This is a genomic window from Massilia scottii (genome assembly GCF_030846495.1).
GTDB classification, from domain to species: Bacteria; Pseudomonadota; Gammaproteobacteria; order Burkholderiales; family Burkholderiaceae_D; genus Telluria_A; species Telluria_A violaceinigra.
The window spans coordinates 23,136-46,407 of the sequence record NZ_JAVCWM010000006.1 but is presented as its reverse complement, the minus strand read 5'-3'; the positions used below and the strand labels follow the sequence as shown (position 1 = coordinate 46,407).

At 64.5% G+C, this 23,272-nt stretch carries 23 protein-coding genes; 12 read left to right on the top strand and 11 right to left on the bottom strand.

Translation table 11 applies throughout. The features are described from left to right. Positions 1 to 18 precede the first annotated feature (18 nt). Positions 19 to 1,098 carry a transaldolase gene (tal, locus tag RBA41_RS09690; RefSeq protein WP_306623403.1) on the bottom strand — a complete coding sequence of 360 codons (1,080 nt, stop codon included), beginning with the start codon at positions 1,096 to 1,098 and terminating at the stop codon, positions 19 to 21. A 476-nt stretch (positions 1,099 to 1,574) separates the two neighbouring features. On the opposite strand from tal, the gene RBA41_RS09685 reads away from it, so the two are divergent. From RBA41_RS09685 to pcp, 4 genes are all read left to right on the top strand, one after another. Continuing rightward, entirely contained in the window at positions 1,575 to 3,866 is a 2,292-nt protein-coding gene (locus RBA41_RS09685) for a TonB-dependent receptor (RefSeq protein ID WP_306623401.1), read from the top strand. A gap of 272 nt (positions 3,867 to 4,138) precedes the next feature. Beyond that, a complete protein-coding gene (locus tag RBA41_RS09680; protein WP_306623400.1) occupies positions 4,139 to 4,831 on the top strand; it encodes a DUF969 domain-containing protein in 693 nt (230 codons plus the stop codon). Then, positions 4,828 to 5,787: a DUF979 domain-containing protein gene (locus tag RBA41_RS09675; protein ID WP_306623399.1), complete on the top strand. Its 960-nt coding sequence runs from the start codon at positions 4,828 to 4,830 to the stop codon at positions 5,785 to 5,787. Before RBA41_RS09680 ends, RBA41_RS09675 begins: the two co-directional genes overlap by 4 nt. Further along, positions 5,784 to 6,428, top strand: coding sequence for a pyroglutamyl-peptidase I (gene pcp, locus RBA41_RS09670; RefSeq protein ID WP_306623398.1), 645 nt, complete (start codon positions 5,784 to 5,786; stop codon positions 6,426 to 6,428). The genes RBA41_RS09675 and pcp overlap by 4 nt, the downstream gene beginning before the upstream one ends. On the opposite strand, the gene RBA41_RS09665 is transcribed toward pcp, so the two are convergent. Genes RBA41_RS09665 through RBA41_RS09655 form a run of 3 tightly spaced genes read right to left on the bottom strand, consistent with a single transcriptional unit; the run spans position 6,425 to position 9,420 of the window. Further along, positions 6,425 to 7,324: a LysR family transcriptional regulator gene (locus RBA41_RS09665; protein ID WP_306623396.1), complete on the bottom strand. Its 900-nt coding sequence runs from the start codon at positions 7,322 to 7,324 to the stop codon at positions 6,425 to 6,427. The genes pcp and RBA41_RS09665 overlap by 4 nt on opposite strands. An 18-nt stretch (positions 7,325 to 7,342) precedes the next feature. After that, entirely contained in the window at positions 7,343 to 8,272 is a 930-nt protein-coding gene (locus RBA41_RS09660) for a pseudouridine-5'-phosphate glycosidase (protein WP_306623395.1), read from the bottom strand. A 2-nt stretch (positions 8,273 to 8,274) separates the two neighbouring features. Beyond that, entirely contained in the window at positions 8,275 to 9,420 is a 1,146-nt protein-coding gene (locus RBA41_RS09655) for a carbohydrate kinase (RefSeq protein ID WP_306623394.1), read from the bottom strand. Between the two features lie 286 nt (positions 9,421 to 9,706). Between RBA41_RS09655 and xapA the strand changes: the two genes are divergently transcribed. The 7 genes from xapA to RBA41_RS09620 all read left to right on the top strand — a co-directional run bounded on the left by xapA (position 9,707) and on the right by RBA41_RS09620 (position 18,296). Further along, complete coding sequence (gene xapA / locus RBA41_RS09650; protein ID WP_166881416.1) at positions 9,707 to 10,549, top strand: xanthosine phosphorylase; 843 nt, start codon at positions 9,707 to 9,709, stop codon at positions 10,547 to 10,549. A 115-nt stretch (positions 10,550 to 10,664) separates the two neighbouring features. After that, on the top strand, positions 10,665 to 11,858 hold the full coding sequence (locus tag RBA41_RS09645; RefSeq protein WP_306623393.1) for a phosphopentomutase: 1,194 nt from the start codon (positions 10,665 to 10,667) through the stop codon (positions 11,856 to 11,858). Beyond that, positions 11,855 to 12,811, top strand: a complete 957-nt coding sequence (gene deoC, locus RBA41_RS09640; RefSeq protein WP_306623391.1) for a deoxyribose-phosphate aldolase — start codon at positions 11,855 to 11,857, stop codon at positions 12,809 to 12,811. Before RBA41_RS09645 ends, deoC begins: the two co-directional genes overlap by 4 nt. 17 nt (positions 12,812 to 12,828) lie before the next feature. After that, complete coding sequence (locus RBA41_RS09635) at positions 12,829 to 15,207, top strand: aldehyde dehydrogenase family protein (protein ID WP_374709521.1); 2,379 nt, start codon at positions 12,829 to 12,831, stop codon at positions 15,205 to 15,207. A 41-nt stretch (positions 15,208 to 15,248) separates the two neighbouring features. After that, positions 15,249 to 16,571 (top strand): thymidine phosphorylase, encoded by a 1,323-nt coding sequence (gene deoA / locus RBA41_RS09630; RefSeq protein WP_233295714.1) that lies wholly within the window; start codon positions 15,249 to 15,251, stop codon positions 16,569 to 16,571. A 78-nt stretch (positions 16,572 to 16,649) separates the two neighbouring features. Beyond that, a complete protein-coding gene (locus RBA41_RS09625) occupies positions 16,650 to 17,054 on the top strand; it encodes a cytidine deaminase (protein WP_306623389.1) in 405 nt (134 codons plus the stop codon). 3 nt (positions 17,055 to 17,057) lie between these two features. Beyond that, positions 17,058 to 18,296, top strand: a complete 1,239-nt coding sequence (locus RBA41_RS09620; protein ID WP_306623387.1) for a nucleoside deaminase — start codon at positions 17,058 to 17,060, stop codon at positions 18,294 to 18,296. Here the strand turns inward: RBA41_RS09620 and RBA41_RS09615 are convergent. The 7 genes from RBA41_RS09615 to RBA41_RS09585 form a co-directional block, all read right to left on the bottom strand. Continuing rightward, positions 18,283 to 18,675: a VOC family protein gene (locus RBA41_RS09615; protein WP_306623386.1), complete on the bottom strand. Its 393-nt coding sequence runs from the start codon at positions 18,673 to 18,675 to the stop codon at positions 18,283 to 18,285. The genes RBA41_RS09620 and RBA41_RS09615 overlap by 14 nt on opposite strands. A gap of 20 nt (positions 18,676 to 18,695) precedes the next feature. Then, on the bottom strand, positions 18,696 to 19,127 hold the full coding sequence (locus tag RBA41_RS09610) for a VOC family protein (RefSeq protein ID WP_306623385.1): 432 nt from the start codon (positions 19,125 to 19,127) through the stop codon (positions 18,696 to 18,698). Between the two features lie 102 nt (positions 19,128 to 19,229). Beyond that, positions 19,230 to 19,994: a LytR/AlgR family response regulator transcription factor gene (locus RBA41_RS09605; RefSeq protein WP_306623384.1), complete on the bottom strand. Its 765-nt coding sequence runs from the start codon at positions 19,992 to 19,994 to the stop codon at positions 19,230 to 19,232. A 1-nt stretch (position 19,995) separates the two neighbouring features. Further along, complete coding sequence (locus RBA41_RS09600; protein ID WP_306623382.1) at positions 19,996 to 20,886, bottom strand: sensor histidine kinase; 891 nt, start codon at positions 20,884 to 20,886, stop codon at positions 19,996 to 19,998. A 4-nt stretch (positions 20,887 to 20,890) separates the two neighbouring features. Then, positions 20,891 to 21,172: a hypothetical protein gene (locus RBA41_RS09595; protein WP_306623381.1), complete on the bottom strand. Its 282-nt coding sequence runs from the start codon at positions 21,170 to 21,172 to the stop codon at positions 20,891 to 20,893. A 136-nt stretch (positions 21,173 to 21,308) separates the two neighbouring features. Next, positions 21,309 to 22,049, bottom strand: a complete 741-nt coding sequence (locus tag RBA41_RS09590) for a carbon-nitrogen hydrolase family protein (RefSeq protein ID WP_306623380.1) — start codon at positions 22,047 to 22,049, stop codon at positions 21,309 to 21,311. Beyond that, positions 22,049 to 22,603, bottom strand: a complete 555-nt coding sequence (locus RBA41_RS09585) for a GNAT family N-acetyltransferase (RefSeq protein WP_306623379.1) — start codon at positions 22,601 to 22,603, stop codon at positions 22,049 to 22,051. Before RBA41_RS09585 ends, RBA41_RS09590 begins: the two co-directional genes overlap by 1 nt. A gap of 204 nt (positions 22,604 to 22,807) precedes the next feature. Here RBA41_RS09585 and RBA41_RS09580 point away from each other — a divergent pair, with 204 nt between their 5' ends. After that, entirely contained in the window at positions 22,808 to 23,269 is a 462-nt protein-coding gene (locus RBA41_RS09580) for a hypothetical protein (protein ID WP_306623377.1), read from the top strand. The last annotated feature ends 3 nt before the right edge of the window (positions 23,270 to 23,272 follow it).

Genomic DNA, 23,272 nt, shown 5'->3' with positions numbered 1-23,272 from the left:
TGCGTAAGCTTAACGACACTAAGCAAGCAAAGCCAGCAAATTGGCGTGTGCTTGCTCGAATTGTGTCAGGCCGGAGCGCAAGAGGTCGTTACCAATTGTATCGAGTCCGATGCCGTGCCGGCCCAGCTGCGTCAATACGGCGCGCGCGCCGTCCACGTCATCGACCAGCGACAGGCGCGCTTCGCCATGGTCGCGGAAGGCGGCCAGGGTCGCATCGGGCACGGTGTTCACGGTCGCTTCGCCGATCAGTTCTTCCACGTAGGTGACGTCGCGCATGGCCGGATTTTTTACGCCGGTGCTGGCCCACAGCAGCCATTGCGGGGTGGCGCCGAAGGCGGTGAAGATGGCAAAGCCGCTGTCGTTCTGGAACTCGTGGTAGGCCACGCGTGCGGCGGCGATGGCCGCCTTGCCGCGCAGGGCGCTGGCTGCCGGCGGCAGCAGCGCGTCGACGGCGGCATCGACGCGGCTGATAAAGACGCTGGCCACGCTGGCGATGCGCTGCACCGACAGCATCGCTTCCAGGCGGCGCGCCAGGCCACGGCGGTGCGCCGCGCGCACGGCGGCCAGCTGGGTGGCGCTGAAAATGAGGGTGACGTTGACGTTGATGCCGGCGTAGATCACTTCTTCGACTGCGGCGATGCCCGCATCGGTAGCCGGAATCTTGATCATCGCATTGGGCCGGTCGATCGCGGCCCACAGGCGGCGCGCCTCGGCCACGGTGCCGGCGGCATCGTGCGCCAGGCGTGGCGCGACCTCGAAGCTGACAAACCCCGCATGGCCGTCGCTGTCGGCGTACAGGGGCGCGAACAGGTCGCACGCGGCCTGCACGTCGGGCAGCACCAGCGCTTCGAAGCGCGCTTCCGGGTCAAGGTGGGCCAGGCGCAACGCCGGCAGCGCGGCCTGATAGGCGGCGTCGTTGCGGATCGCGTTATAGAAGATGGATGGATTCGAGGTCACGCCCTGGATGCCGTCGTCGGCGATCCAGCGCGCCAGCTCGCCCGAGGCGAGCAGCTCGCGGCTGAGGTTATCGAGCCAGATTTGCTGGCCCAGGCCGGCTACGGCCTTGAGGCGGCTGGCGGATGCACTAATTTGGTTCATGGCAACTTTCCTGGCGGGCTATGTCGTATTGTTGCAACAACTCATGTGGCGAAAATCACGCGTCTTTACGTGTTGAACTTTGCTCGTCCAGGCCCGGTGCAAGGTGGGCCGTGTCGTCGCCATGTTCGCTACGCCCGGGAGTGCGTAAGGCTAGGGAATATTGCGCCGCGCCATATGGCACAGGTACAGCTTTAGAACTATGCATCACCGTTAATATGTATGGCAAATACGATTTTGCTTCGTCATTTATATGATCGAAATATAAATGAAAACGTAATTCCCATGATTTCGAGTCAATTCTTTTCATGCTAGGATGCCCAGGCACTATCAAGATACAGACGGAAGCGTAGTCACAGCGGGGTGATGAAGGCTGTTTTGTGCGCTGCAAGGCGTGCGGGCGGCGCACGTCGCCGGAGCGGATGCGAACCGGAACGCAGGATTCATGAGATGGTTAATCGACCTTAGGAATTACTTAAATGACAATAAAAAGCAAGCAGTTCGCCACCCGTTCGCTGATCGCCCTGGCCGTTGCCAGCGCCTTTCCGCTGCACGTCGCGATGGCCCAGGACAAGCCAGCCGAAGAAGCCAAGCCGCAAGCCGGCCAGCTGGAAACCGTCATCGTGACCGCGCAGCGCCGTTCCGAGAACATCAAGGACGTGCCGATGGCGATCACCACGCTCAAGGGTGAAAAACTCGACGTGCTCACCGCCGGCGGCCAGGATATCCGCTTCCTGTCGGGCCGTTCGCCCAGCCTGAACGTCGAATCCGACTACGGCCGTTCGTTCCCGCGCTTTTACATCCGCGGCCAGGGCAATACCGATTTCGATCTGAACGCATCGCAGCCGGTTGGCCTGGTGGTCGACGACATCGTGCAGGAAAGCCCGATGCTCAAAGGCTTCCCGGTCTTTGACGTCGACCAGGTCGAAGTGCTGCGCGGGCCACAGGGCACGCTGTTCGGCCGTAACTCCCCGGCCGGCGTGATCAAGTTCGACTCGGCCAAGCCGCAGATCGGCAAGACCGACGGCTACGCCACGGTCGGCATCGGCAACTACCGCTCCAAGAACTTCGAAGGCGCGGTCAACCTGCCGATCAGCGACACTGTCGCCGCGCGCGTATCGGCGCAGTCGCAGAACCGTGGCGACCGCGTACATAACAACCGTCCGGGCAACGGCACCAAGGATTTCGAGGGTTACCACGACGATGCACTGCGCCTGCAAGTGCTGGTCAAGCCGACCACCAACTTCAGCGCCCTGTTCAACGTGCACGCGCGCGACATGGATGGCAGCGCTACCCTGTTCCGCGCCAATATCCTTAAAAAAGGCAGCAATGAACTGGTCGACGGCTTCCAGTACGGCCGCTACGACAGCGACGGCGTGAACGAACAGCGCCTCTCGACCGAAGGCGCCAGCATGCGCCTGCGCCTGGACCTCTCCGGCGTCACGCTGCACTCGATCACGGGTTACGAATCGGCCGACTTCTACAGCCGCGCCGACGTCGATGGCGGCTATGGCGCGGTGTACGCGCAGCCGATGGGCCCGAGCTACGCCAACCAGGCCGCGTTCATTCCGTTCGTGGTCGAAACGGCGGATGTGCTGCCGAAGCACCGCCAGTTCACCCAGGAGTTCCGCGCGGAGTCGGTCAATACCGGTCCGCTGCAGTGGATCGCCGGCCTGTTCTACTTTAACGAAGACATCCAGATCGACAGCATCAGCTTCGACTCGCTGGCGCCGGGCAATCCGCAGAATCCGTTCTTCGCGACCCAGTACCAGGACACCAAATCGTGGGCCGCCTTCGGTTCGCTGAACTACACCGTGTCCGACAAGTTCAAGCTGCGCGGCGGCCTGCGCTACACCAACGACAAGAAGAACTTCGCCGCCAGGCGCGTCGAGTTGACCACCGCCGGTCCTTTCGGGATCAGCAACGAGTCGACCAACGTGAGCTGGGATATGTCCGGTACCTACGCGCTCAGCGCCGACAGCAACCTGTTCGCGCGCGTGGCCACCGGTTACCGCGCACCGAGCATGCAGGGTCGTCTGAACGGCCTGGCCGATCGTCCGTCGTTCGCCGAAGCTGAAAAGGCGCTGTCGTACGAAGCCGGTATCAAGCAGGACCTGTTCAACCGCCGCGCGCGCCTGTCGGCCAGCGTGTTCCAGTACCGCGTCAAGGACAAGCAGCTGACCGCCGGTTCGGGCCAGATCAACATGAACCAGTTGATCAACGCCGACCGCGTGACCGGCCAGGGCGTGGAACTGGACTTCCAGGCCAACCTGTCGGACGCATTGCGCATGACCCTGGGCGGCAGCTTCAACGACACCGAGATCAAGGATTCCAAGCTGTTCGTCCAGACCTGCGGCAACGAGCCAAATACCAAGGGTGTGAACGGCTGCACGCCAACCGGCGTGGCGGGTCCTTTCGCGTACACGCAAAAACTGAACGGCAACCCGCTGCCGCGCGCACCTAAGTGGCAGGGTAACTTCACGCTGCGTTACAGCGTGCCGGTGGCCGATGGCGAGTTCTTTGCGTACACCGACTGGGCGTATCGCAGCACCTACAATATGTTCCTGTACGAAGCCAAGGAATACAAAGCCAAGTCGCTGGTCGAAGGCGGTCTGCGCATGGGCTACAAGTGGGATAACTACGAAGTGGCAGCCTTCGCGCGCAACATCACCGACAAAGTGCAGTCGGTCGGCGCGATCGACTTCGACAACCTGACCGGCATGGTCAACGAGCCGCGCAGCTTTGGCGTGCAGCTCAAGGCGACGTTCTAACTAGCGTCGCCGTTCCCGCACCGGGCCCCGCACGTCGCAAGATGTGCGGGGTTCTTTTTTTTGGAAGACCATGAAACCACTTTATCCATGATCGCGGACCAAGCGCAATTTCGTGGCGATTCGCATCACGGGATAGGATAGCGAAGAAGAGTAGGGCGCGGCACCGGTATCGGGTAAGATTCCCCGTCCTGCATTCAGGCCGCTACCCCCACCGCCGTCGTTCCCGCCGAGTGCCGCCTTGGCGCGGGAACGGCGGGTCATCCGGAGAATCCATGCAATCAGCAGTGAACCTTTGGCCGCTCGTCGGCGTCGCCGTCATCATCGTCGGCTTCGTGCTGCGCGTGCATCCCGTGCTGGTCGTCGTCGCCGCCTGCGGCGCCACCGGCCTGGCCGTGTCGATGCCGGTCGAAGCGCTGCTCGCCTCGCTCGGCACCGCCTTCATCAAAACCCGCAACCTGCCGATGATCCTGCTGCTGCCGCTGGCCGCCATCGGCCTGCTCGAACGCTTCGGCCTCAAGGAACACGCGCAAGCGAGCATCGCAAAAATCAAATCGGCCACCACCGGCCGCCTGCTGATCGTCTACCTGTTCGTGCGCGAAGTGTCGGCCGCCTTCGGCCTGACCAGCCTTGGCGGCCACCCGTCGATGGTGCGTCCGCTGGTCGCGCCCATGGCCGAAGCGGCCGCCGAAACGCGCAACGGCACCATCAGCGACAAACTGCGCTACCGCATCCGCGCCATGTCGGCCGCCACCGACAACATCGGCCTGTTCTTCGGTGAAGACGTCTTCGTCGCCTTCGGCGCCATCGTCCTGATGCAAACCATCCTCGCGGCCGAAGGCATTCCGGTCAATCCGCTGCACATGGCAATGTGGGGCATTCCCACCGCGATCACCGCCTTTATCATTCACGCGTGGCGCCTGCACCGCTTCGATGCCGAGATCGCGCGCGACGGAGCCGGCAAATGATCATCCTGCTCGACTACTTCTATCTGGCGCTCGGCGCCATGCTGGCAGCATCCGCCGTCATGTCCCTGCGCGACAAGGATAATCCGCGCCGCTATTCGAGCGCCCTGTTCTGGGCCCTGTACGCCGCCGTCTATCTCGTTGGCGAACGGCTGCCGGCGGCGATTGTCGGCGTGATCATGATCGTGATGGCCCTGATCGCCGGCTGCGGCGGCGTCACCCTGGGTAAATACGGCGTGCGCACGCCCGAGGAAAAGAGCTCCAGCGCGCGCCGCCTCGGCCACCTGCTGTTCATTCCCGCATTGATCATCCCGGTGGTGACCATGATCGGCTCGACCCTGCTCAAGGACGTTCACATCGGCGGCCTGCTGCTGCTCGAAACGAAGCACCTGACGCTGGTCAGCCTCGGTTGCGCTTCGGTGCTGGCGGTCGGCGCGGCTTGCTGGCTGACGCGCTCCACGCCGGCGCAGGGCATGCGCGAATGGCGCCGCCTGGTCGACGCGGTCGGCTGGGCGGTGGTGCTGCCGCACATGCTGGCCGTGCTCGGGCTGCTGTTCGCCGAAGCGGGCGTCGGCAAGGCGGTCGCGCACATCACCACCTCGTACATCAACATGGATTCGCGTTTCGTGGCGGTGGTGGTGTTCTGCGTCGGCATGGCGCTGTTCACGATCATCATGGGTAACGGCTTCGCTGCCTTCCCCGTAATGGCCGGCGGCGTCGGCATTCCCATCCTGATCGGCCAGTACGGCGCCAACCCGGCGGTGATGGCCGCCATCGGCATGTTCAGCGCCTACTGCGGCACCCTGATGACGCCCATGGCCGCCAACTTCAACGTGGTGCCGGTGGTGCTGCTCGAACTGCCCGACAAGCACGCGGTGATCAAGGCGCAGATACCGACCGCGTTGCCGCTGCTGGTGGCGAATATCTTCCTGCTGTATTTTTTGATGGACCAGAAATGACCAGAACAGTACTGCTGACCGGCTTCGAGCCGTTCAATAAAGAGACGATCAATCCGGCATGGGAGGCGGTGCGCTCGCTGGCCGGCCACGAGGGCAGCGGCTACCGCATTGAAGTGCGCCAGCTGCCGTGCGTGTTCGGCGCCGCGGGCGAGGTGCTGCGCGCGGCGATCGACGAGGTGCGGCCCTCGGTGGTGATCGCGGTCGGGCAGGCCGGGGGCAGGGTGGACCTGTCGGTGGAACGCATCGCCATCAATATCGACGACGCGCCGATTCCCGACAACGCCCAGTGCCAGCTGGTGGACCGGCCGGTCGTGGAGGGTGGACCTGCGGCGTATTTTTCGACCCTGCCGATCAAGGCCATCGTGGCAAGTTTGCGCGAGGCCGGCTTGCCGGCGTCGGTGTCGCAGACGGCGGGCACTTTCGTGTGCAATCACGTTTTTTACAGCCTGATGCACCAGTCGGTGGGCCAGGATGTACGGGCAGGCTTCATTCACATTCCCTACCTGCCGCGGCAGGCTGCGGCGCACCCCGGCGCACCCAGCATGGCGCTGGCCGACGTGGTGCGGGGGGTGACGATTGCGCTGGAAGTGGCGCTGGCCGTGCGCGACGATGCGTGCGCGGCCGGCGGCGCGGTTTCCTAGGCGCTTGGATTGAGGATGTTCAGGAATGCCCGCACTACCGGCGCATCGTCGAGCGTGGTGTAGGTGATATACAGATTGGCCGATGGCGGATTGGTCTTGATCGGCAAAAAGATCACGCCCGGCCAGCCGATGCGGCTGGTCGTTTCCGGCATCAGCGCCACGCCCAGGCCCGCGCCCACCATCGCCAGCAAGGTTTGCGGTTCGGACGCTTCCTGGAAAATCGCCGGCTGAAAACCCGCCTTCACGCAGCACTGGATCAGGTAGCGCGGGAAGGCCGACTTGTCCAGCGCCAGGGTGAGCATCGGCTGGTCCGCGATGTCGGTCAGCTCGATCCACGGCTGCGTGGCCAGCGGATGATGCTCGTTGACCGCCACGCACACGTTCTCGCGAAAACACAGTTCCTGGCGCAGGTTGTCGTGTTTGAGTTCATCTTCATCGAGCTTGGGCTCGCGCCAGAAACCCACGTCGATCTGCTTGGCGCGCAGCGCCTCGTACTGCACGTTCGGCCCCGACTCGTGCAAGGTCCAGGTCACGCGCGGGAACTTGGTCTGGAATTCTTCGAGCAGGCTGGGAATCGGTCCCCACATGGCCGAACCGACGATCCCTACCCGCAGGCGCCCGACTTCGCCGCGGTCGATCTGGCGGATGGTGTCGATCGTCATGCGCATCTTGGCCAGCAGGTCCGACGCTTCCCCCATCAGTGCCTTGCCGGCCACCGTCAGCTCGAAGGTGCGGGTAGTGCGCGCGAACAGGCGCACGCCCAATTCGCTCTCGAGCTTCATGATCTGCTGGCTCAAAGGCGGCTGCGAAATGTGCAGCCGCTCGGCGGCGCGGCTGAAGCTCTTTTCTTCAGCCACCGCGAGGAAGTACTTGAGCTGTTTCAGGTCGATGGACATGTGGGTATGTGGGTGGGGTTAGAGCGGTTGCAGGCCTGGCAGGTTACGCATGGCCACGGCCAGCTCGGCGCCTACCTGCGCGTTGTGCTTGACCAGCGCGATGTTGGTCATCAGGCTGCGTCCTTCGGTCAGCGTCTTGATGCGGGCCAGCAGGAACGGGGTGACCAGCTTGCCCGCCACGCCGCCGTCGCGCGCTTCCTGCAATGCCTGTTCGGTGATGCTGTCGATTTCTTCCTTCGGCATCGCAAACGCTTCCGGCACCGGATTGCTGATGACGATGCCGCCATCGAGGCCGAGCTGCCATTTGGTCTGGATGAAGGCCGCCTGCTCGAGCGCCGAATCGAGCTGGAAGTCGGCCTTGAAGCCGCTGTCGCGGGTGAAGAAGGCAGGGAAGGCCGGCTGGCCGACGCTGATCACCGGCACGCCATGGGTTTCCAGGTATTCGAGCGTAAGGCCGATGTCGAGGATCGACTTGACGCCGGCGCACACCACCGCCACATTGGTGCGGGCCAGTTCCTGCAGGTCGGCCGAGATGTCGAAGCTGGTCTCGGCGCCGCGGTGCACGCCGCCGATGCCGCCGGTGACGAACACGTGGATGCCGGCCAGCTGCGCGCAGATCATGGTGGCGGCCACGGTGGTGGCGCCAAGGCGGCCTTGCGAGAGCACGTACGGCAGGTCGCGGCGCGATACTTTCATCGCGTCCGGCGACGTGGCCAGCAGTTCGAGCTGTTCGGCCACCAGGCCGATGCAGATTTTGCCTTCGATGATGGCGATCGTGGCCGGCACGGCGCCGGCGGCGCGGATCACGTGCTCGACTTCCTGCGCCATCGTGACGTTTTGCGGGTACGGCATGCCGTGCGAGATGATGGTCGACTCCAGGGCGACGATCGGCTTGCCGGCGGAACGGGCGGCGGCGACTTCGGGCGAGAACAAGAGGTATTGGTGCATGGTCAGTCCTGGTAAAGTGCGTTGAACGGCTGCTGGGCGCCGGGAAGGGCGTCGGGATTCGGAATCTCGGCGAGTACTTCCGCCGTCAGGTAAGGGCATACGGTTTCTTCGCTGGCGAGCGTCATGGCGGACAGTTGCAGGCCGCGGCGACAGGCCAGCGTCATGTCGTCGCTGCCCTGGAACAGGGACCAGCATACCGCAGCGGCAAAGGCGTCGCCCGCACCGGTGACGTCGACAATGTGCGCCGGCGGCGCGTCGAGCTGGGCGATGCCATCGGGAGTAGTGTAGACCACACCGGTGGCGCCGCGCGTGACGATGACGTCTTGCGCGCCCTTCGCCTGCAAGCTGCGGCAGGCCGCCAGGAAGTCGGCGTCGGTCAAAAGCCGCGCGCCGATGCGGGTTTCGAGCTCGCCCTGGTTCAGGATGAGCAGGCGCAGGCCGCGCAGGTCGTCCGGCAGGTTCGCCATCTTGGGCTGCGATACCGCCACCAGCACCAGCGGCACCGCGTCGCGCGCGGCGTCGTCGAGCAGGGCGCGCAGGGTGTCGCGCGGCAGGTTCAGGTCGGCCACGATCAGGGCGCCGACCGCGCGCTGCGGCTGGCGCGTGGCCAGAAAGGCGGGCGTGAGCGCGTCGTACAGGGCCATGTCGGCCAGCGCGAGTATCATTTCGCCGTGGTCGTCGAGTACCGCGGTGTAGGTGCCGCTGCACACGCCCGTCAGGTGCAGGGTGGCGCGGGTATCGATGCCGGTCGCCTCGGCGTGCGCCAGCAGCGCCTTGCCGGACGAATCGTCGCCGATGGCCGTGATCAGCGCCACCGGCGCCGACAGGCGCGCCAGGTTCTCGGCGATATTGCGGGCCACGCCGCCGAACGATTCGTCCTGGCGCGCGGGATTGGAGGTGCCCATTTTGAGCGTGGCGAGGGAGCGCAGTTTGCGATCGAGATTGGCCGCGCCGAGGCAGACGATCGGCCGGTTATCGGGCAGCACGTAGGCGCGCCCGAGCAGGCGCCGGTCGCGGATCAGGCCCGCGATGTAGCCGGCCACGGCGGAGCGCGACAAGCCCAGCACCGATGCCAAGTCCTGCTGCGAGATGAAGGGATTAGCGCGGATCAGTTCGTACAACTGGTCTTTTTTGGAGAGTTCGGTCACAATGAGCAATCATTAAACAATTGTTTGCGATAGTAGACAATTGTCTTAGTGCTGTCAATCAATGATTGTGTCTCGCTCTCCTATAGTGTGCCTGATTGGCGGCCGGGGTCCAATCGATTCTAGCGTGTATTTATATGTTACGCGTATAAATGAGGAAGAAAAATGGTATTTGCCATACATATCCCCGATCATGCATAGTTATAATAGTTAGCGAACCCATTCTCCACGCCGCCTGCATCCTCCGCGTCGCGTGGCAGCGCCCTCCCCGAACAGATAAGGAATCCTCATGTCGAACAATACCCCCTTCGAAGCCGCCGATATCATCCGCGCCCGCAAACCTGGTTTCGAGCCGCGCGTGGCGATGATCCTCGGTTCGGGTCTCGGCGTGCTGGCCGAGCAGATGACCGATGCGGTCTCGATCGGCTTCGACGAGCTGCCAGGTTTCCCGATCAGCACCGTGCACGGCCACGCCGGTGAGCTGGTATTGGGTACCCTGGCGGGCGTGAACGTGGTGTGCATGAAGGGCCGCGGCCACTTCTACGAAGGTTACGGCATGGGCGTGATGACCAGCGCCGTGCGCACCATGAAGCTGCTCGGTTGCGAGATGCTGTTCGTGACCAATGCCGCCGGTTCGCTGCGCACCGAAGTCGATGCGGGCAGCCTGGTGGCCCTGACCGACCATATCAACTGGCTGCCTGGCACGCCGATGGTCGGCCCGAACGACGACCGTTTCGGCCCGCGCTTTTTCAGCATGGCCAATGCCTACGACAGCGATATCCGCAACGTGGTCAAGGAAACCGCCGCCGCCAAGGGCATCACGCTGCATGAAGGTGTGTTCATCGCCTACCCGGGTCCGAACTTCGAGACCGCCGCCGAAATCCGCATGATGGCCAAACTGGGCGCCGACGTGGTGGGTATGTCGGTGGTGCCGGAAGTGGTGTCGGCGCGACATTGCGGTTTGAAGGTGGTTGGCGTGTCCGTGATTACCAACCTGGCGGAAGGCATGTCGCCGTTCCCGCTGTCGCACGAGCAGACGCTGAAATACGCGGCGATTGGCGCCAAGGATCTGGTTGCACTGATTCCGGCGTTCCTGGAGCGCGTTGCGCAACAGCCGCGCGCCGCTGCCTGATTTGCTCGTACTGCTTCGATGCTGTTAATGCTGTTAACCCGCTTGGACCCCCGCCTGCGCGGGGGCGACGGTGGTCTTTTTACCGTACCTGAACCTTTCTAAAGCGAGCGATCCCATGTCACGCGCATTTATCCTCCTGCTTGATTCCTTCGGCCTCGGCGCCACGCCCGACGCCGACAAATTCGGCGACGTCGGCGCCAACACCTTCGGCCATATCGCCAGCTGGGCTGCCGAACAGGGCAAGCCGATGCAGCTGCCCAACCTCGAACGCCTCGGCCTCGCCGCCGCCGCCCACCTGGCCAGCGGCGAATGGGCCCAGGGCTTCGACCAGCGCGACGGCTTCACCGGCGCCTACGGCGCGGCGCGCGAGCGCTCGACCGGCAAGGACACCCAGAGCGGACACTGGGAAATCGCCGGCGTGCCGGTCGAATTCGACTGGGGCTACTTCCCGCGCACCGTGCCGTCGTTCCCGGCCGAACTGACCGGCAAGCTGCAGGAACTGACCGGCGTGGCCGGCTACCTCGGCAACTGCCACGCGTCCGGCACCGACATCATCAACAAGCATGGCGACGAACATGTCACCACCGGCAAAATCATCGTCTACACCTCGGGCGACTCGGTCATGCAGATCGCCGCGCATGAAGAACACTTCGGCCTCGAACGCCTGTACGCCGTGTGCGAAGCCGCGTTTGAACTGGTCAAGCCGTATAACATTGGCCGCGTGATCGCGCGTCCGTTCCTGGGCGAGAACGGCAACTACCGCCGCACCAGCAACCGCCACGACTACGCCGTCCCGCCCCCCAGCGCGACCCTGCTCGACCACGTCAAGAACGAAGGCGGGGAAGTCATCGGCCTTGGCAAGATCAGCGACATCTTCGCGACCCAGGGCATCTCGCGCGTGGTCAAGGGCGTGGACAACATGGCGCTGTTCGACGCGCTGCTCAAAGTGACCGACGAAGCCGGCGACAAGTCGCTCACTTTTGTCAACTTCGTCGACTTCGACCAGGCCTTCGGCCATCGCCGCGACGTGGCCGGCTACTCGAACGCGCTGCATGAAATGGATGCGCGCCTGCCGGAGTTCATGGCCAAGCTGAAAGAGGGCGACCTGGTCGTCATCACCGCCGACCATGGCTGCGACCCAAGCTGGCCGGGCTCGGACCACACGCGCGAGCACATCCCGATGATCTTCTTCGGCCCGGGCGTCGCCCCGCGCGCGCTGCCGGTCTCGAACACGTTCTCCGACATCGGCGCCACCTTGGCCAAGCACCTCGGCGTCAAACCACTTTCCAACGGAACCGCTCTGCTATGACTCACAATCCCGCATTCAAACGCAACGAGGCGGTTGGCCTCGACCTCGGCTGGGTCAACCAGATCAAAGTGAACCGCAATGCGTCGGACCGCCGCGCGGCCAGCCTGGCCAATCGCCGCACCGTCAAAAAAGAATACCAGGCAGCGTGGCTGATCAAGGCCCTGCAGTGCATCGACCTGACCACTCTCGGCGGCGACGACACGCCGGGCCGCGTCGAGCGCCTGTGCATGAAGGCCATGCGCCCGCTGCGCACCGACCTGATGGAAGCGCTGGGCGTGTCCAACCTGACCACCGGCGCGGTGTGCGTGTACCACGAGATGATTACGCCAGCCGCCAAGATCCTGCAGGGCCGCTTGCCGATCGCCGCCGTGTCGACCGCGTTCCCGGCTGGCCTGGCCAGCATGGAAACCAAGGTGCGCGAGATTGAGTTGTCGGTCGCCGCCGGCGCTACCGAAATCGATATCGTCATCACGCGCCAGCACGTCCTGATGGGTAACTGGCAGGCGCTGTACGACGAAATGGTCGCTTACCGCAAAGCCTGCGGCGACGCGCACGTCAAAGCCATTCTCGCCACCGGCGACCTGCTTACGCTGGAAAACGTGGCCAAGGCCTCGTGGGTGTGCATGATGGCCGGTTCCGACTTCATCAAGACCTCGACCGGCAAGGAAGGCGTCAACGCCACCATTCCCGTGGCCCTGACGATGGTGCGCACGATCCGTGAATACCATGAGCAGTACGGCTTCCAGGTCGGCTTCAAGCCCGCCGGCGGCGTAGCGACCGCCAAGAGCGCGCTGCAGTACCTGACCCTGATGAAAGAGGAATTGGGACGCGAGTGGCTGGAGCCGCATCTGTTCCGCATCGGTGCATCGAGCCTGCTGACCGACATCGAGCGCCAGCTCGAACACTACGTCACCGGGAACTACTCGGCCAACCATCGCCACGCGCAACCATAAACATCAACGGATTCGTCATGCCAACAATCAACGAGATTCTTCAAACTATGGACTACGGCCCTGCACCCGAGAGCACCAAAGAAGCGCAAGCATGGCTGGACCAGCATGAGCGCCGTTTCGGACTGTTCATCGATAATGCCTGGAGCGATGCCGCCGACACCTTCGCCTCGACCAATCCGGCCGATGGCAAGGAACTGGCGCAGGTAAGCCAGGCCAGTGCCGCCGACGTGGACCGCGCAGTGGAAGCGGCGCGCCGCGCCCAGCCGGGCTGGGTGGCCTTGGGCGGCCATGGCCGCGCGCGCGTGATGTACGCGCTGGCTCGCCTGCTGCAAAAGCATGCGCGCCTGTTCGCGGTCATCGAAACGCTCGACAACGGCAAGACGATCCGCGAAACGCGCGACGCCGACCTGCCGCTGGCCGCGCGCCACTTCTACCATCACGCCGGCTGGGCGCAGCTGCAATCGGAAGAATTTGCCGACTACCGCGCCGTGGGCGTGGTGGGCCAGATCGTTCCCTGGAATTTCCCGCTGCTGATGCTGGCCTGGAAAATCGCGCCAGCGCTGGCCGCCGGTAACACGGTCGTCTTCAAGCCGGCGGAATTTACCTCGCTGTCCGCGTTGCTGTTCGCAGAGATCTGCCAACAGGCCGGCGTGCCGGCCGGCGTGGTCAACATCGTCACCGGCGACGGCCGCGTGGGCGAGGCCATCGTCAACCATGCGGGCATCGACAAGGTGGCCTTCACCGGTTCCACCGAAGTTGGCCGCATCATCCGCAAGGCCACCGCCGGCAGCGGCAAGAAACTCTCGCTCGAATTGGGCGGCAAGTCGCCGTTCATCGTGTTTGAAGATGCCGATCTGGACGCCGCCGTTGAAGGCCTGGTCGATTCGATCTGGTTCAACCAGGGCCAGGTCTGCTGCGCCGGTTCGCGCCTGCTGGTGCAGGAATCGATCGAAGAACGCTTCCTCGCCAAGCTGCGCGCGCGCATGGACAACCTGCGTCTCGGCTCGCCCATCGAAAAATCGGTCGACATCGGCGCGCTGGTCGATCCGATCCAGCGCCAGCGCATCGAAGGCCTGGTCGAAGCGGCCCGCGCCGAAGGCTGCACCATTTACCAGCCGGTTTGCGAACTGCCAGCCACCGGCTCGTGGTTCCCGCCGACCCTGATTACCGGCGCATCCACCTCGGCCGGCATCGCCCAGACCGAAATCTTCGGACCTGTGCTGGTTGCAATGAGCTTCCGCACCCCGGTTGAAGCGGTCCAGCTGGCGAACAACACCGTGTACGGCCTGGCTGCCTGCGTGTGGTCCGAATCGATCAGCCTCGCGCTCGACGTGGCCCCGCAGATCAAGGCTGGCGTGGTGTGGATTAACACCGCCAACCAGTTCGACGCCGCGTGCGGCTTCGGCGGCTACCGCGAGTCCGGCTTCGGCCGCGAAGGCGGCAAGGAAGGCATGTTCGAGTACATGACGGCGCTGTCCGAAGATGCGCGTCCGGCAGTACCGCTGGTAGAAGCGAAGGGCAAGGCCAAACCGGCCGAAGCGCCGGGACCGTTCGCCATCGACCGCACCGCCAAGATGTACATCGGCGGCAAGCAGGCGCGCCCTGATGGCGCCTACACGCGCGCGATCACCGGCGCCCACGGCGCCTTCGTCGGCGACGTGGGCGAAGGCGGCCGCAAGGACATCCGCAATGCCGTGGAAGCGGCGCACAAGGCATCCGGCTGGGCCAAGGCGACGTCGCATAACCGTGCACAGGTCCTGTACTACATCGCCGAGAACCTGGCGATCCGCGCTGACGAATTCGCAGCACGCCTGGCTGCCATGACCGGCGCCAGGAACCCTGAAAAAGAAGTGCAGGCATCGATCGAGCGCCTGTTCTACTACGCGGCGTGGGCCGACAAGTACGACGGCCTGGCGCACCAGCCGCCGATGCACGGCATTACAGTGGCCCTGAACGAGCCGGTTGGCGTGATCGGCATCATCTGCCCGAACGAATCGCCGCTGCTCGGCTTCATTTCGCTGGTGGCGCCTGCGCTGGCGCTGGGTAACCGCGTGATCGCGGTGCCGTCGGAAGCCTATCCGCTGGCGGCAACCGACCTGTATCAGGTACTCGACACGTCGGACCTGCCAGGCGGCGCGCTGAACATCATCACCGGCAGCGCCGACGAACTGGCCAGGACGCTGGCATCGCACTCGGATGTGGACGCCGTGTGGCGCCACGACGGTTCGGCTGAAGGCTGCGCCGAAGTCGAACGCCTGTCGGCCGAATCGCTCAAGCGCACTTGGGTGGGCGGCGGCAAAGGGCGTGACTGGTACGACACCAAACAGGCCGGCGGGCGCGCAGTGCTGGCGCACGCGAGCCAGGTCAAGAATGTCTGGATTCCGTACGGCGTTTAAGCCCGCGATCCATGAAAAACAACATCAAGTAAAGGCAGCACATGTTCTTAAATCAGGAAATCATCCGCAAAAAACGCGATGGCGGCGCTCTTTCGGCTGAAGAGATCCAGTTCTTCGTACGCGGCATCACCGACGGCAGCGTCACCGAAGGCCAGATCGCGGCACTCGCGATGGCCGTCTTCTTCAACGACATGAACATGGATGAACGCGTGGCCTTCACCCTGGCCATGCGCGATTCCGGCCAGGTTATGGAATGGCGTTCGCTGAACCTGCCAGGCCCGGTGGTCGACAAGCACTCGACCGGCGGCGTGGGCGACGTGGTGTCCCTGATGCTCGGACCGATGATCGCAGCCTGCGGCGGCTTCGTGCCGATGATCTCCGGCCGTGGCCTGGGCCACACCGGTGGCACGCTCGACAAGTTCGATTCCATTCCTGGCTACTGCACCGTGCCCGATCCGGAACTGTTCCGTACCGTCGTCAAGGACGTGGGTGTGGCCATCATCGGCCAGACCGCGCAACTGGCGCCGTCGGACAAGCGTTTCTACAGCATTCGCGACACCACCGCGACGGTGGAATCGGTGGCGATGATCACCGGTTCGATTTTGTCGAAGAAGCTGTCGGCCGGGCTCGATGCGCTGGTGATGGACGTGAAGGTCGGCACCGGCGCCTTCATGCCGAGCTACGACAAATCGGTCGAACTGGCCGAGAGCATCGTCGCTGTCGGTAACGGCGCGGGTACCCGTACGTCGGCACTGCTGACCGAGATGAACGAGTCGCTCGGTCCCGTGGCCGGTAACGCGCTGGAAGTGCGCCTGGCGATGGATTACCTGACTGGCCGTTCGCGTCCGGCGCGCCTGCACGAAGTGACGATGGCGCTGTGCGCCGAGATGCTGGTGCTGGGCAAACTGGCCGCCAACGAAACCGAAGCGCGCGCCAAGCTGCAGGCGGGTCTGGACTCCGGCGAAGCGGCCGAGCGCTTCTCGCGCATGGTGGCGGCACTGGGCGGCCCGGCCGATCTGGTCGAGCGTCCGGACGCGTATCTGGAAAAGGCGCCGATCATCGTGCCGGTACCTGCGCTGCAGGCAGGTTTTGCAACCGCGACCGATTGCCGTGGCCTTGGCCTGGCGGTGGTCAGCCTGGGTGGCGGACGTCGCCGTCCGGAAGACGCGATCGACTTTGCGGTCGGTTTGACCGGGCTGGTGGAGTTGGGCGACGCGATTGCGGTTGGCCAGCCGCTGGCGATGGTCCACGCGCGCACGCAGGCTGCGGCCGAACAGGCGGTGCGCGAGGTGCAGGCTGCGTACAAGGTTGGCGATACGAAGCCGGCTGCGAATCCGATCATCTACCGCACGATCCGTCCATAGAACGCCGTTCCCGCGCCAAGGCGGCCCGTGGCGCGGGAACGACAGTTTTGAGGGTATAGGAATGGATAAGGAACACCAATGAAATACGAAAAACTCATCACCGAAGCCACCGCGGCACGCCTGCTGGCCTACACCCCGTACTCCAATTTCCAGGTCGGCGCCGCCCTTGAATGCAAGGACGGCCGCATCTTCCGTGGCTGTAACGTCGAAAACGCCTCCTACGGCTTGTGCAACTGCGCAGAGCGCACCGCTTTCTTCAGCGCGCTCGCCCACGGCTACAAACCCGGCGACTTCACCGCGCTGGCCGTCATCGGCCAGACCGACGGCCCGATTGCACCGTGCGGCGCCTGCCGCCAGGTGATCCTGGAACTCGGTGGTAACGACCTGCCCATCGTGCTGACCAACCTGCATGGCGACATTCTCGAAACGACGGCGGCCGGACAGCTTCCGAACGCGTTCGGCGGCTGGGACCTGAAGAAGTAAGCTTTGAAAAAAACCATCGATGTACAGGCCGCGGTAGCACTGGCGGCCAACGAGGCCATCGCCGCCAAGACCCAGGGAACGTTCGGGGTCGGCGGCGTGCTGCTCGACCAGCATGGCAATGTGCTCAAGTCGCTGCAAAACAACGTGGTGCGCGACGGCCTGATTTTCGATCCGACCGCGCACGGCGAGCGTCAGCTGATCGACTGGTATTTTGCCGAACGCGCCAAAGGGCGCGCTTTGCCTGCGCCCGAAGAAATCACCCTCGTCACCTCGCTCGACCCCTGCGCCATGTGCACCGGTGCGATCCTGTCGGCCGGCTTCAGCGTGGTCGTCGCCGCGCGCGACGCCAAGGCCGGCATCAACCACGACGCCAGCTTTACGTTTGCGTGCCTGCCCGCGGGCCTGCGCGCCCAGGCCGGCGCCAGTTTCTTCTACCCTGCGGTGAAAGGTGCGTCGCCGTTCGCGCGCGAGAGCGCCGGCGTCGTGCCCAAGTCGTTTTTCATCGGGAAAACCATCGCCGAAGCGACGCAAGCGCTTTGCTCGCTGGTGTTCGAGGCCACATCCGACAAGGTGCAGGTCCTGCTCAACAGCGACCCGCCGCGCGAGCAGTTGAAGGACCCCGCGCAGCTGGCACCCGACCATCCGCTGGTACGCCAGCTCAAGATCTTGTATCCGCATGCGCTGGCGTACCGCTGCGCGCGCTACCTTCCGGATGCGGGCCTGGCGCCCTACCTGCGTGAGGCCATCGCGCGCGACCGCCAGCAGGGCGGGGAGGGCGATGCGGTGGCCTTGCTCGACTCCTTCGGCAACCTGCTGCTGTGCTCACCGGGCCGGCGCGCGCTGTCGGCGATCTGCACGGCGTTCATGGAATGCACGCGCCAGTACGCTCAGCTGCGCTACACGCTGATGCAGGGCCTGGACGCCGAGGCGCAGGCCGTGGTGCGCCAGTACCTCGCCCATCCGAAGGAGGGCACGTTCGTTTTCGCGCGCGGGCCCGACGCCAGCGCGCAGAGCTTCATGAACCTGGGCGCCTACGGTTCGACCATGGAAGGGCCGCTGCCGGCGGATAACCCGTCCCAGTTCCAGTATGTGAGCGCGTCGCTGGACGACGCGCAGCTGGAGGCGATCTGCGCGCACATGCCGCCGCTGTACAGGGACGTCATCCGCATCCGCCCGGTGCAGGTGGCCGACCAGGCGCTGGTGGCGGCGCTGTCGGAGCCGGTGCCCGTCATGCAGCCGTGATATCGGCCTGCATCATCCCGAACATATTCCCGTCCGGGTCCTTGACGTAGGCCAGCCAGCCGATCCCCGGCACCGCCATCTTGGGCACGCACACCACGCCGTGCAGCGAGCCCGATGCGGCTTTCGCCAGCGAGGCGTCGATATCTTCCACGTCGACCGTGATGACGAAGGCGTTGATCGCGGCCTGGCTCTCGGGCAGCGGGCCGCGGCGCGGCAGCAGGCCGCCGTTGATGCCCGGCTGGTCTTCCGGCCCGGTGTGCACCATCCAGTAATCGCCGCCCTCCCATTTGTTGAAGGTCCAGCCGAACAGGCCATGGTAAAAGTCGATCATCGCCTGCGGGTTCGACGCCTGGATTTCAAAGTGGACTGCACGTGACATGGTGTGCTCCTCGATGGCTTTTATTCGAACGGGTCGTAGGTGCCGAAGGTCCAGACGTGGCCTTCCAGGTCGCGGCAGGTAAAACTGCGCCCGCCGTAGTCTTCATCCTTGAGGTCCATGACGATCTGCGCGCGCGCCGAGATGGCACGGTCGTAGACGGCATCCGCATCGGTCACGACGACGCAGATGGTCTGGGTTTGCGCGCCGCCGATCTCGTCGGGCTGCTTCATCAGCTTGCTGTACTCGGAATCGATGGCCGACGTCGAGCCCAGCATCACCATGCCGTTGCCGAAAGACAATTGCGCGTGGAGGATGGTGTCGTTTTCGCCGGGGACGACGAGTTGTTTTTCAAAACCGAAAGTGCTGCAGAGCCAGTCGATGGCGGCCGGCGCATTGCGGTAGCGCAGGCAGGGGATGATATTGGCGCGGGTTTGCTTGGGTGTGGATGACATGTTCCTTCTCCCGGGTAGGTGATCGGAAAAGCAGGGTATATGGTACTGGATTATTGGACATCCGGGTGCACATCCACGCCGCCATGCGCGGCGCGATGGGCCTTACATTTGCTGGAACAGATGCGTGTGGTTCCGGCTCACTTCCAGCAGCACCGGATGATTGCGCACCCGGAGCATCTGGCGTCCGCGCTCGTCGCGCGTGACTTCGGCGATGGCATCGACGCGCACCAGGGTGGAGCGGTGGATGCGCCAGAATTCATCCGGATCGAGTTCGTCGGCCAGCTCCTTGAGCGTTTTGCGGATCAGCATTTCGGCCTGCGCCGTCTGCACCAGGGTGTACTTTTCGTCGGACTGGAAGAACAGCACTTCGCGGGTGCTGACCATGCGCAGGTTGCTGCCTACCTGCGCCTGGATCCAGCGCAGGTACGCGGGCTTTTTCGATTCGCCCTGCTGCAGGAGCTCGGTCAGCTGGCGCAGCTGCTCGCCGATGTTCTCGGGCGCCTTCGTCAGGCGCGTGCGCAGGCGCTCGCAGGTGACGCGCAGGCGCTCGGCCACCACGGGCTTGAGCAGGTAGTCCATCGCGCCCTGCTCGAAGGCGTCCAGCGCGTACTGGTCGTACGCGGTCACGAACACGATGTGGCAGCGGTTGTATAAATGCCGCGCCGCTTCGATGCCGCCCTGGCCCGGCATGCGGATGTCGAGGAAGACGATGTCCGGCTGGAGCTGCGCCGCCATGGTGACCGCATCGAGGCCGTTCGATGCCTCGCCCACGATCGCCAGGTCCGGCCACACTTCGGCCAGGCGTGAGCGCAGCTGGTCGCGCATGGGGGATTCATCGTCGACAATCAGGGCGCTGACAGTGGCCATTTCAGTTGGTCTCCTGAGAAGAGTGGGGAACGCGCAGCGACGCCAGGGCGCCGCCTTCGAGCGGCATTTCGATCACCAGCTCCGCACGCGATCCGAACAGCAGCAACAGGCGCTCGCGGATATTCGCCAGGCCCACGCCATCGCCGGCGTGCATGTTAAAGCCGACGCCATTGTCGCGCACATCGACATGCATGGCGTCGCCCACCAGGCGTGCGCCGACATCGATGCGGCCGCCCTCGATCTTCGGTTCCAGGCCGTGCTTGATGGCGTTCTCGATCAGGATCTGCAGCATCATCGGCGGAAAAGGCATGTGCTCCAGCTGCGCGGGCACGTCGAAACTGACCGTCAGCCGCTCCTTCATGCGCGCCTGCATGATGGCCAGGTAGGCGCGCGAGAGCTGGACCTGGCGCCCCAGCGTGCCGCCGCCGGCCGCGCGCATCTGCGGCAGGGTGGAGCGCAGGTATTCGATCAGGTGCATGTGGATGCGCGCGGCCTGCGGCGGATCGGTTTCGATCAGCTGGCCGATGAGCGCAAGGGTATTGAACAGGAAGTGAGGCTCGACCTGCGCCTGCAGGGTCGCCATCTGCGCTTCGAGCAGGCGCCGTTCGAGCACGGCGACCTTGGCTTCCTCGGTCGCTTCCCTGGCAGTCAGTTCGGCCTTGCGCTTGCCGCCGGCCAGCACTTTTACGGCGTACGACAGGATCACGTACCACACCGCCGGTTCGGGCAGGGTCAGGGCCAGCCCGAACGCCATGGCCAGGAACCAGGTGATGAACAGTTGCCGCCATTCCACCAATGCAAGCCAGTCGAAGAAGCTCCACCATAACACCGTGGCTTGCGCGAGGGAATCGCGCAGGAAATCCATCACCTTGTTCAGCTGGCTTGCCTTCACGCTGTTATTCGCCTTCCGTCTTCACAGGCGTGTAGGGCGTGGCCGGGCCACGGGTGGCGCGGTCGCTGACGTAGCCGGTCACCAGCTTGATGATCATGAGCAACACAAACAGCGTCAGCACCACCGGCACGATGGTCAGCAGCATGGCCAGGCCGACGGCGCTGAGCAGCAGGGTAGGCCAGGACATGGTGGCGATGGCGCTCACGGCGTAGCGGGCTACCTTCCCCAGCGTGCGGCCGAGGTCTTCCATGCTGGCGAAAAAAGAGGTGAATGCAGGGTTGTTCATGTGCTTCTCCAGGGGAGGGTTGTCGATGGAGAGACTGTAGCAAGTGCCGCGCGATTGCTCTACCGCTGTCCGATGAAGTGCATGAATTGGGTGATGACCGGTTTGCAGAGACGATAAACGGCCGGCGGGCAACGCTTCACGCCAGCGCGACGATCCTGCCGCCGTTGTCATCGGCTATCACCAGCATCTCGCCCGGTCCCGGCGCGGCGATCACCAGCGCGCCGCCGGAGGCCCAGATGGCGCTGCGGCCGGCGCTGTCGTATCCGCCCGAGGCGTGCGCGTGGTTGGCCATCAAGACCCCCATCCCGAACAGCTTTGCGTAGCCGGCCAGCTGGCCGGTATCCTTGTCGTATCCGCCCGCGGAGATCAGCGAGCCGGCCGCATACAGTTCGGCACCGGCCACCGCGGCGGCGTGCGCGTGCTGCTGCTGGCCTGTATCGGCGCAAATCGCCAGCGCTACCTTCATGCCGCGCACATCGTGCAGCTGGCTGATCGCGCTGCCGGCCGCGACGTGCCGCTCTTCGCCCGCATGCAGGAAGTGCTTGCGGTAGACCGAGCTGCGTCCGTCCGGATGAAAGGTGATGGCGCCGATGCCGGGCAGCGCATTGGCGTTGGCCAGCGGCGCGCCCACCACCACCGTCATGCTGGCGCTGGCGGCACGCTCGCGCAGGGGCGCCAGGCGGTCGTCGTCGGCCCTGAGCGCGCAGGCGGCCATGCCGGGCAGCTCGTAGCCGCTCAGCGACAGTTCGGGGAACACCAGCAGCTGCACACCGGCCTGGCTGGCGGCGTCGATAAAGGCGAGGTGACGCTTGACGTTGGCCGCGATATCGAGCGGCACCGACGCCGACTGCGCGGCCGCAAAGCGCAGGCCGGCCATCAGCTGTTTTCCCAGCCGCGCCGCAGCAGGCCATAGAAGGCGGTGTCGCAGATTTCGCCGTTGACGATCCAGCGCTCCGGCATGTAGCCCTCTTTTTGAAAGCCCATGCGCTCGAGCAGCTTGGCCGACGCCAGGTTGCGCGGGTCGATATCGGCTTCGATGCGGTTCATGTTCATTTCCTTGAACAGGTAGTCGAGGGTGGCGCGCATCGCTTCGCTCAGATAGCCCTGGCCCCAGTGGGCGCTGGCCAGCGCATAGCCGATTTCGCAGCGGCGGTTCTGTGCGTGGAAGGCGTGCGGCTTGATGGTGCCAATCAGCTTGCCCGTCTCGCGCAGGACGAGCGCGAGCTCCATGCTGCTGCCGCTGCTGTAGCCGTCCAGCGCGCGCGCAATGACCGCGTCGCCCTGCGCCGGATCGGTCCAGGCGGTGCCGCTGAAGTAGCGCATCACTACCGGGTCGGAGTGGATCGTGTACAGCGCTTGCGTATCGCTGGCGTGCAGAAAGCGCAGCGTCAGGCGTTCGGTTTGTAGGGTGACGGGAGCAATTTCTGGCATGGGACGGTTCTGCATGATGGGCAATTGGCAAGAATACACCAATGCCGCAAATCGGGTGTCCCGGCCGTCGTCCTAAGCACCGCTTGTTTCCGCGCGACAAAAATAGCACGACATCATCCCACGCCGACCCGAGGCATGGTCCTACCCGTCAGGATGGCTTGGAGTGCAAGAATAGCTGTTCGTTATCTTCTTCAGGAGGCAGGCATGAAAACCAAACTCGCGATTTCCCTCGTCGCTCTCATGGTCGGCGGCGCGGCATGGGCGCAAAGCCAGAGCGGCACCGCTACCAGCGGCAACAGCGGCACGAATGCGAGCGGGACCAACATCCGCGACGGCGCCGCCTTGGCCAATCCGGACCGCCAGCCTCGTAGCGGCATCAAAGCGCGCCAGAACCGCGACAAGTCGCAGGAAGAGCGCGATGTGATCACCGATCCGCGCGACACGACGAACAGCAGCACCAGTGCCAATACCAACCCGGCGCGCGACGCGGACATGACCGGTACCACCGGCACTGACATGCGCGGCTCGTCCGGCACCAGCGGCAGCACCGGCAGCGGCAATCCGCCCGTCACCGGCACGTCCGGCAACCGTGGCATGGACAGCACCGGCGCGGCCACCGGCACCTCGACCACCGACAAGAAGCCTACGGTGCCGCCGGTCCGCTGAGCG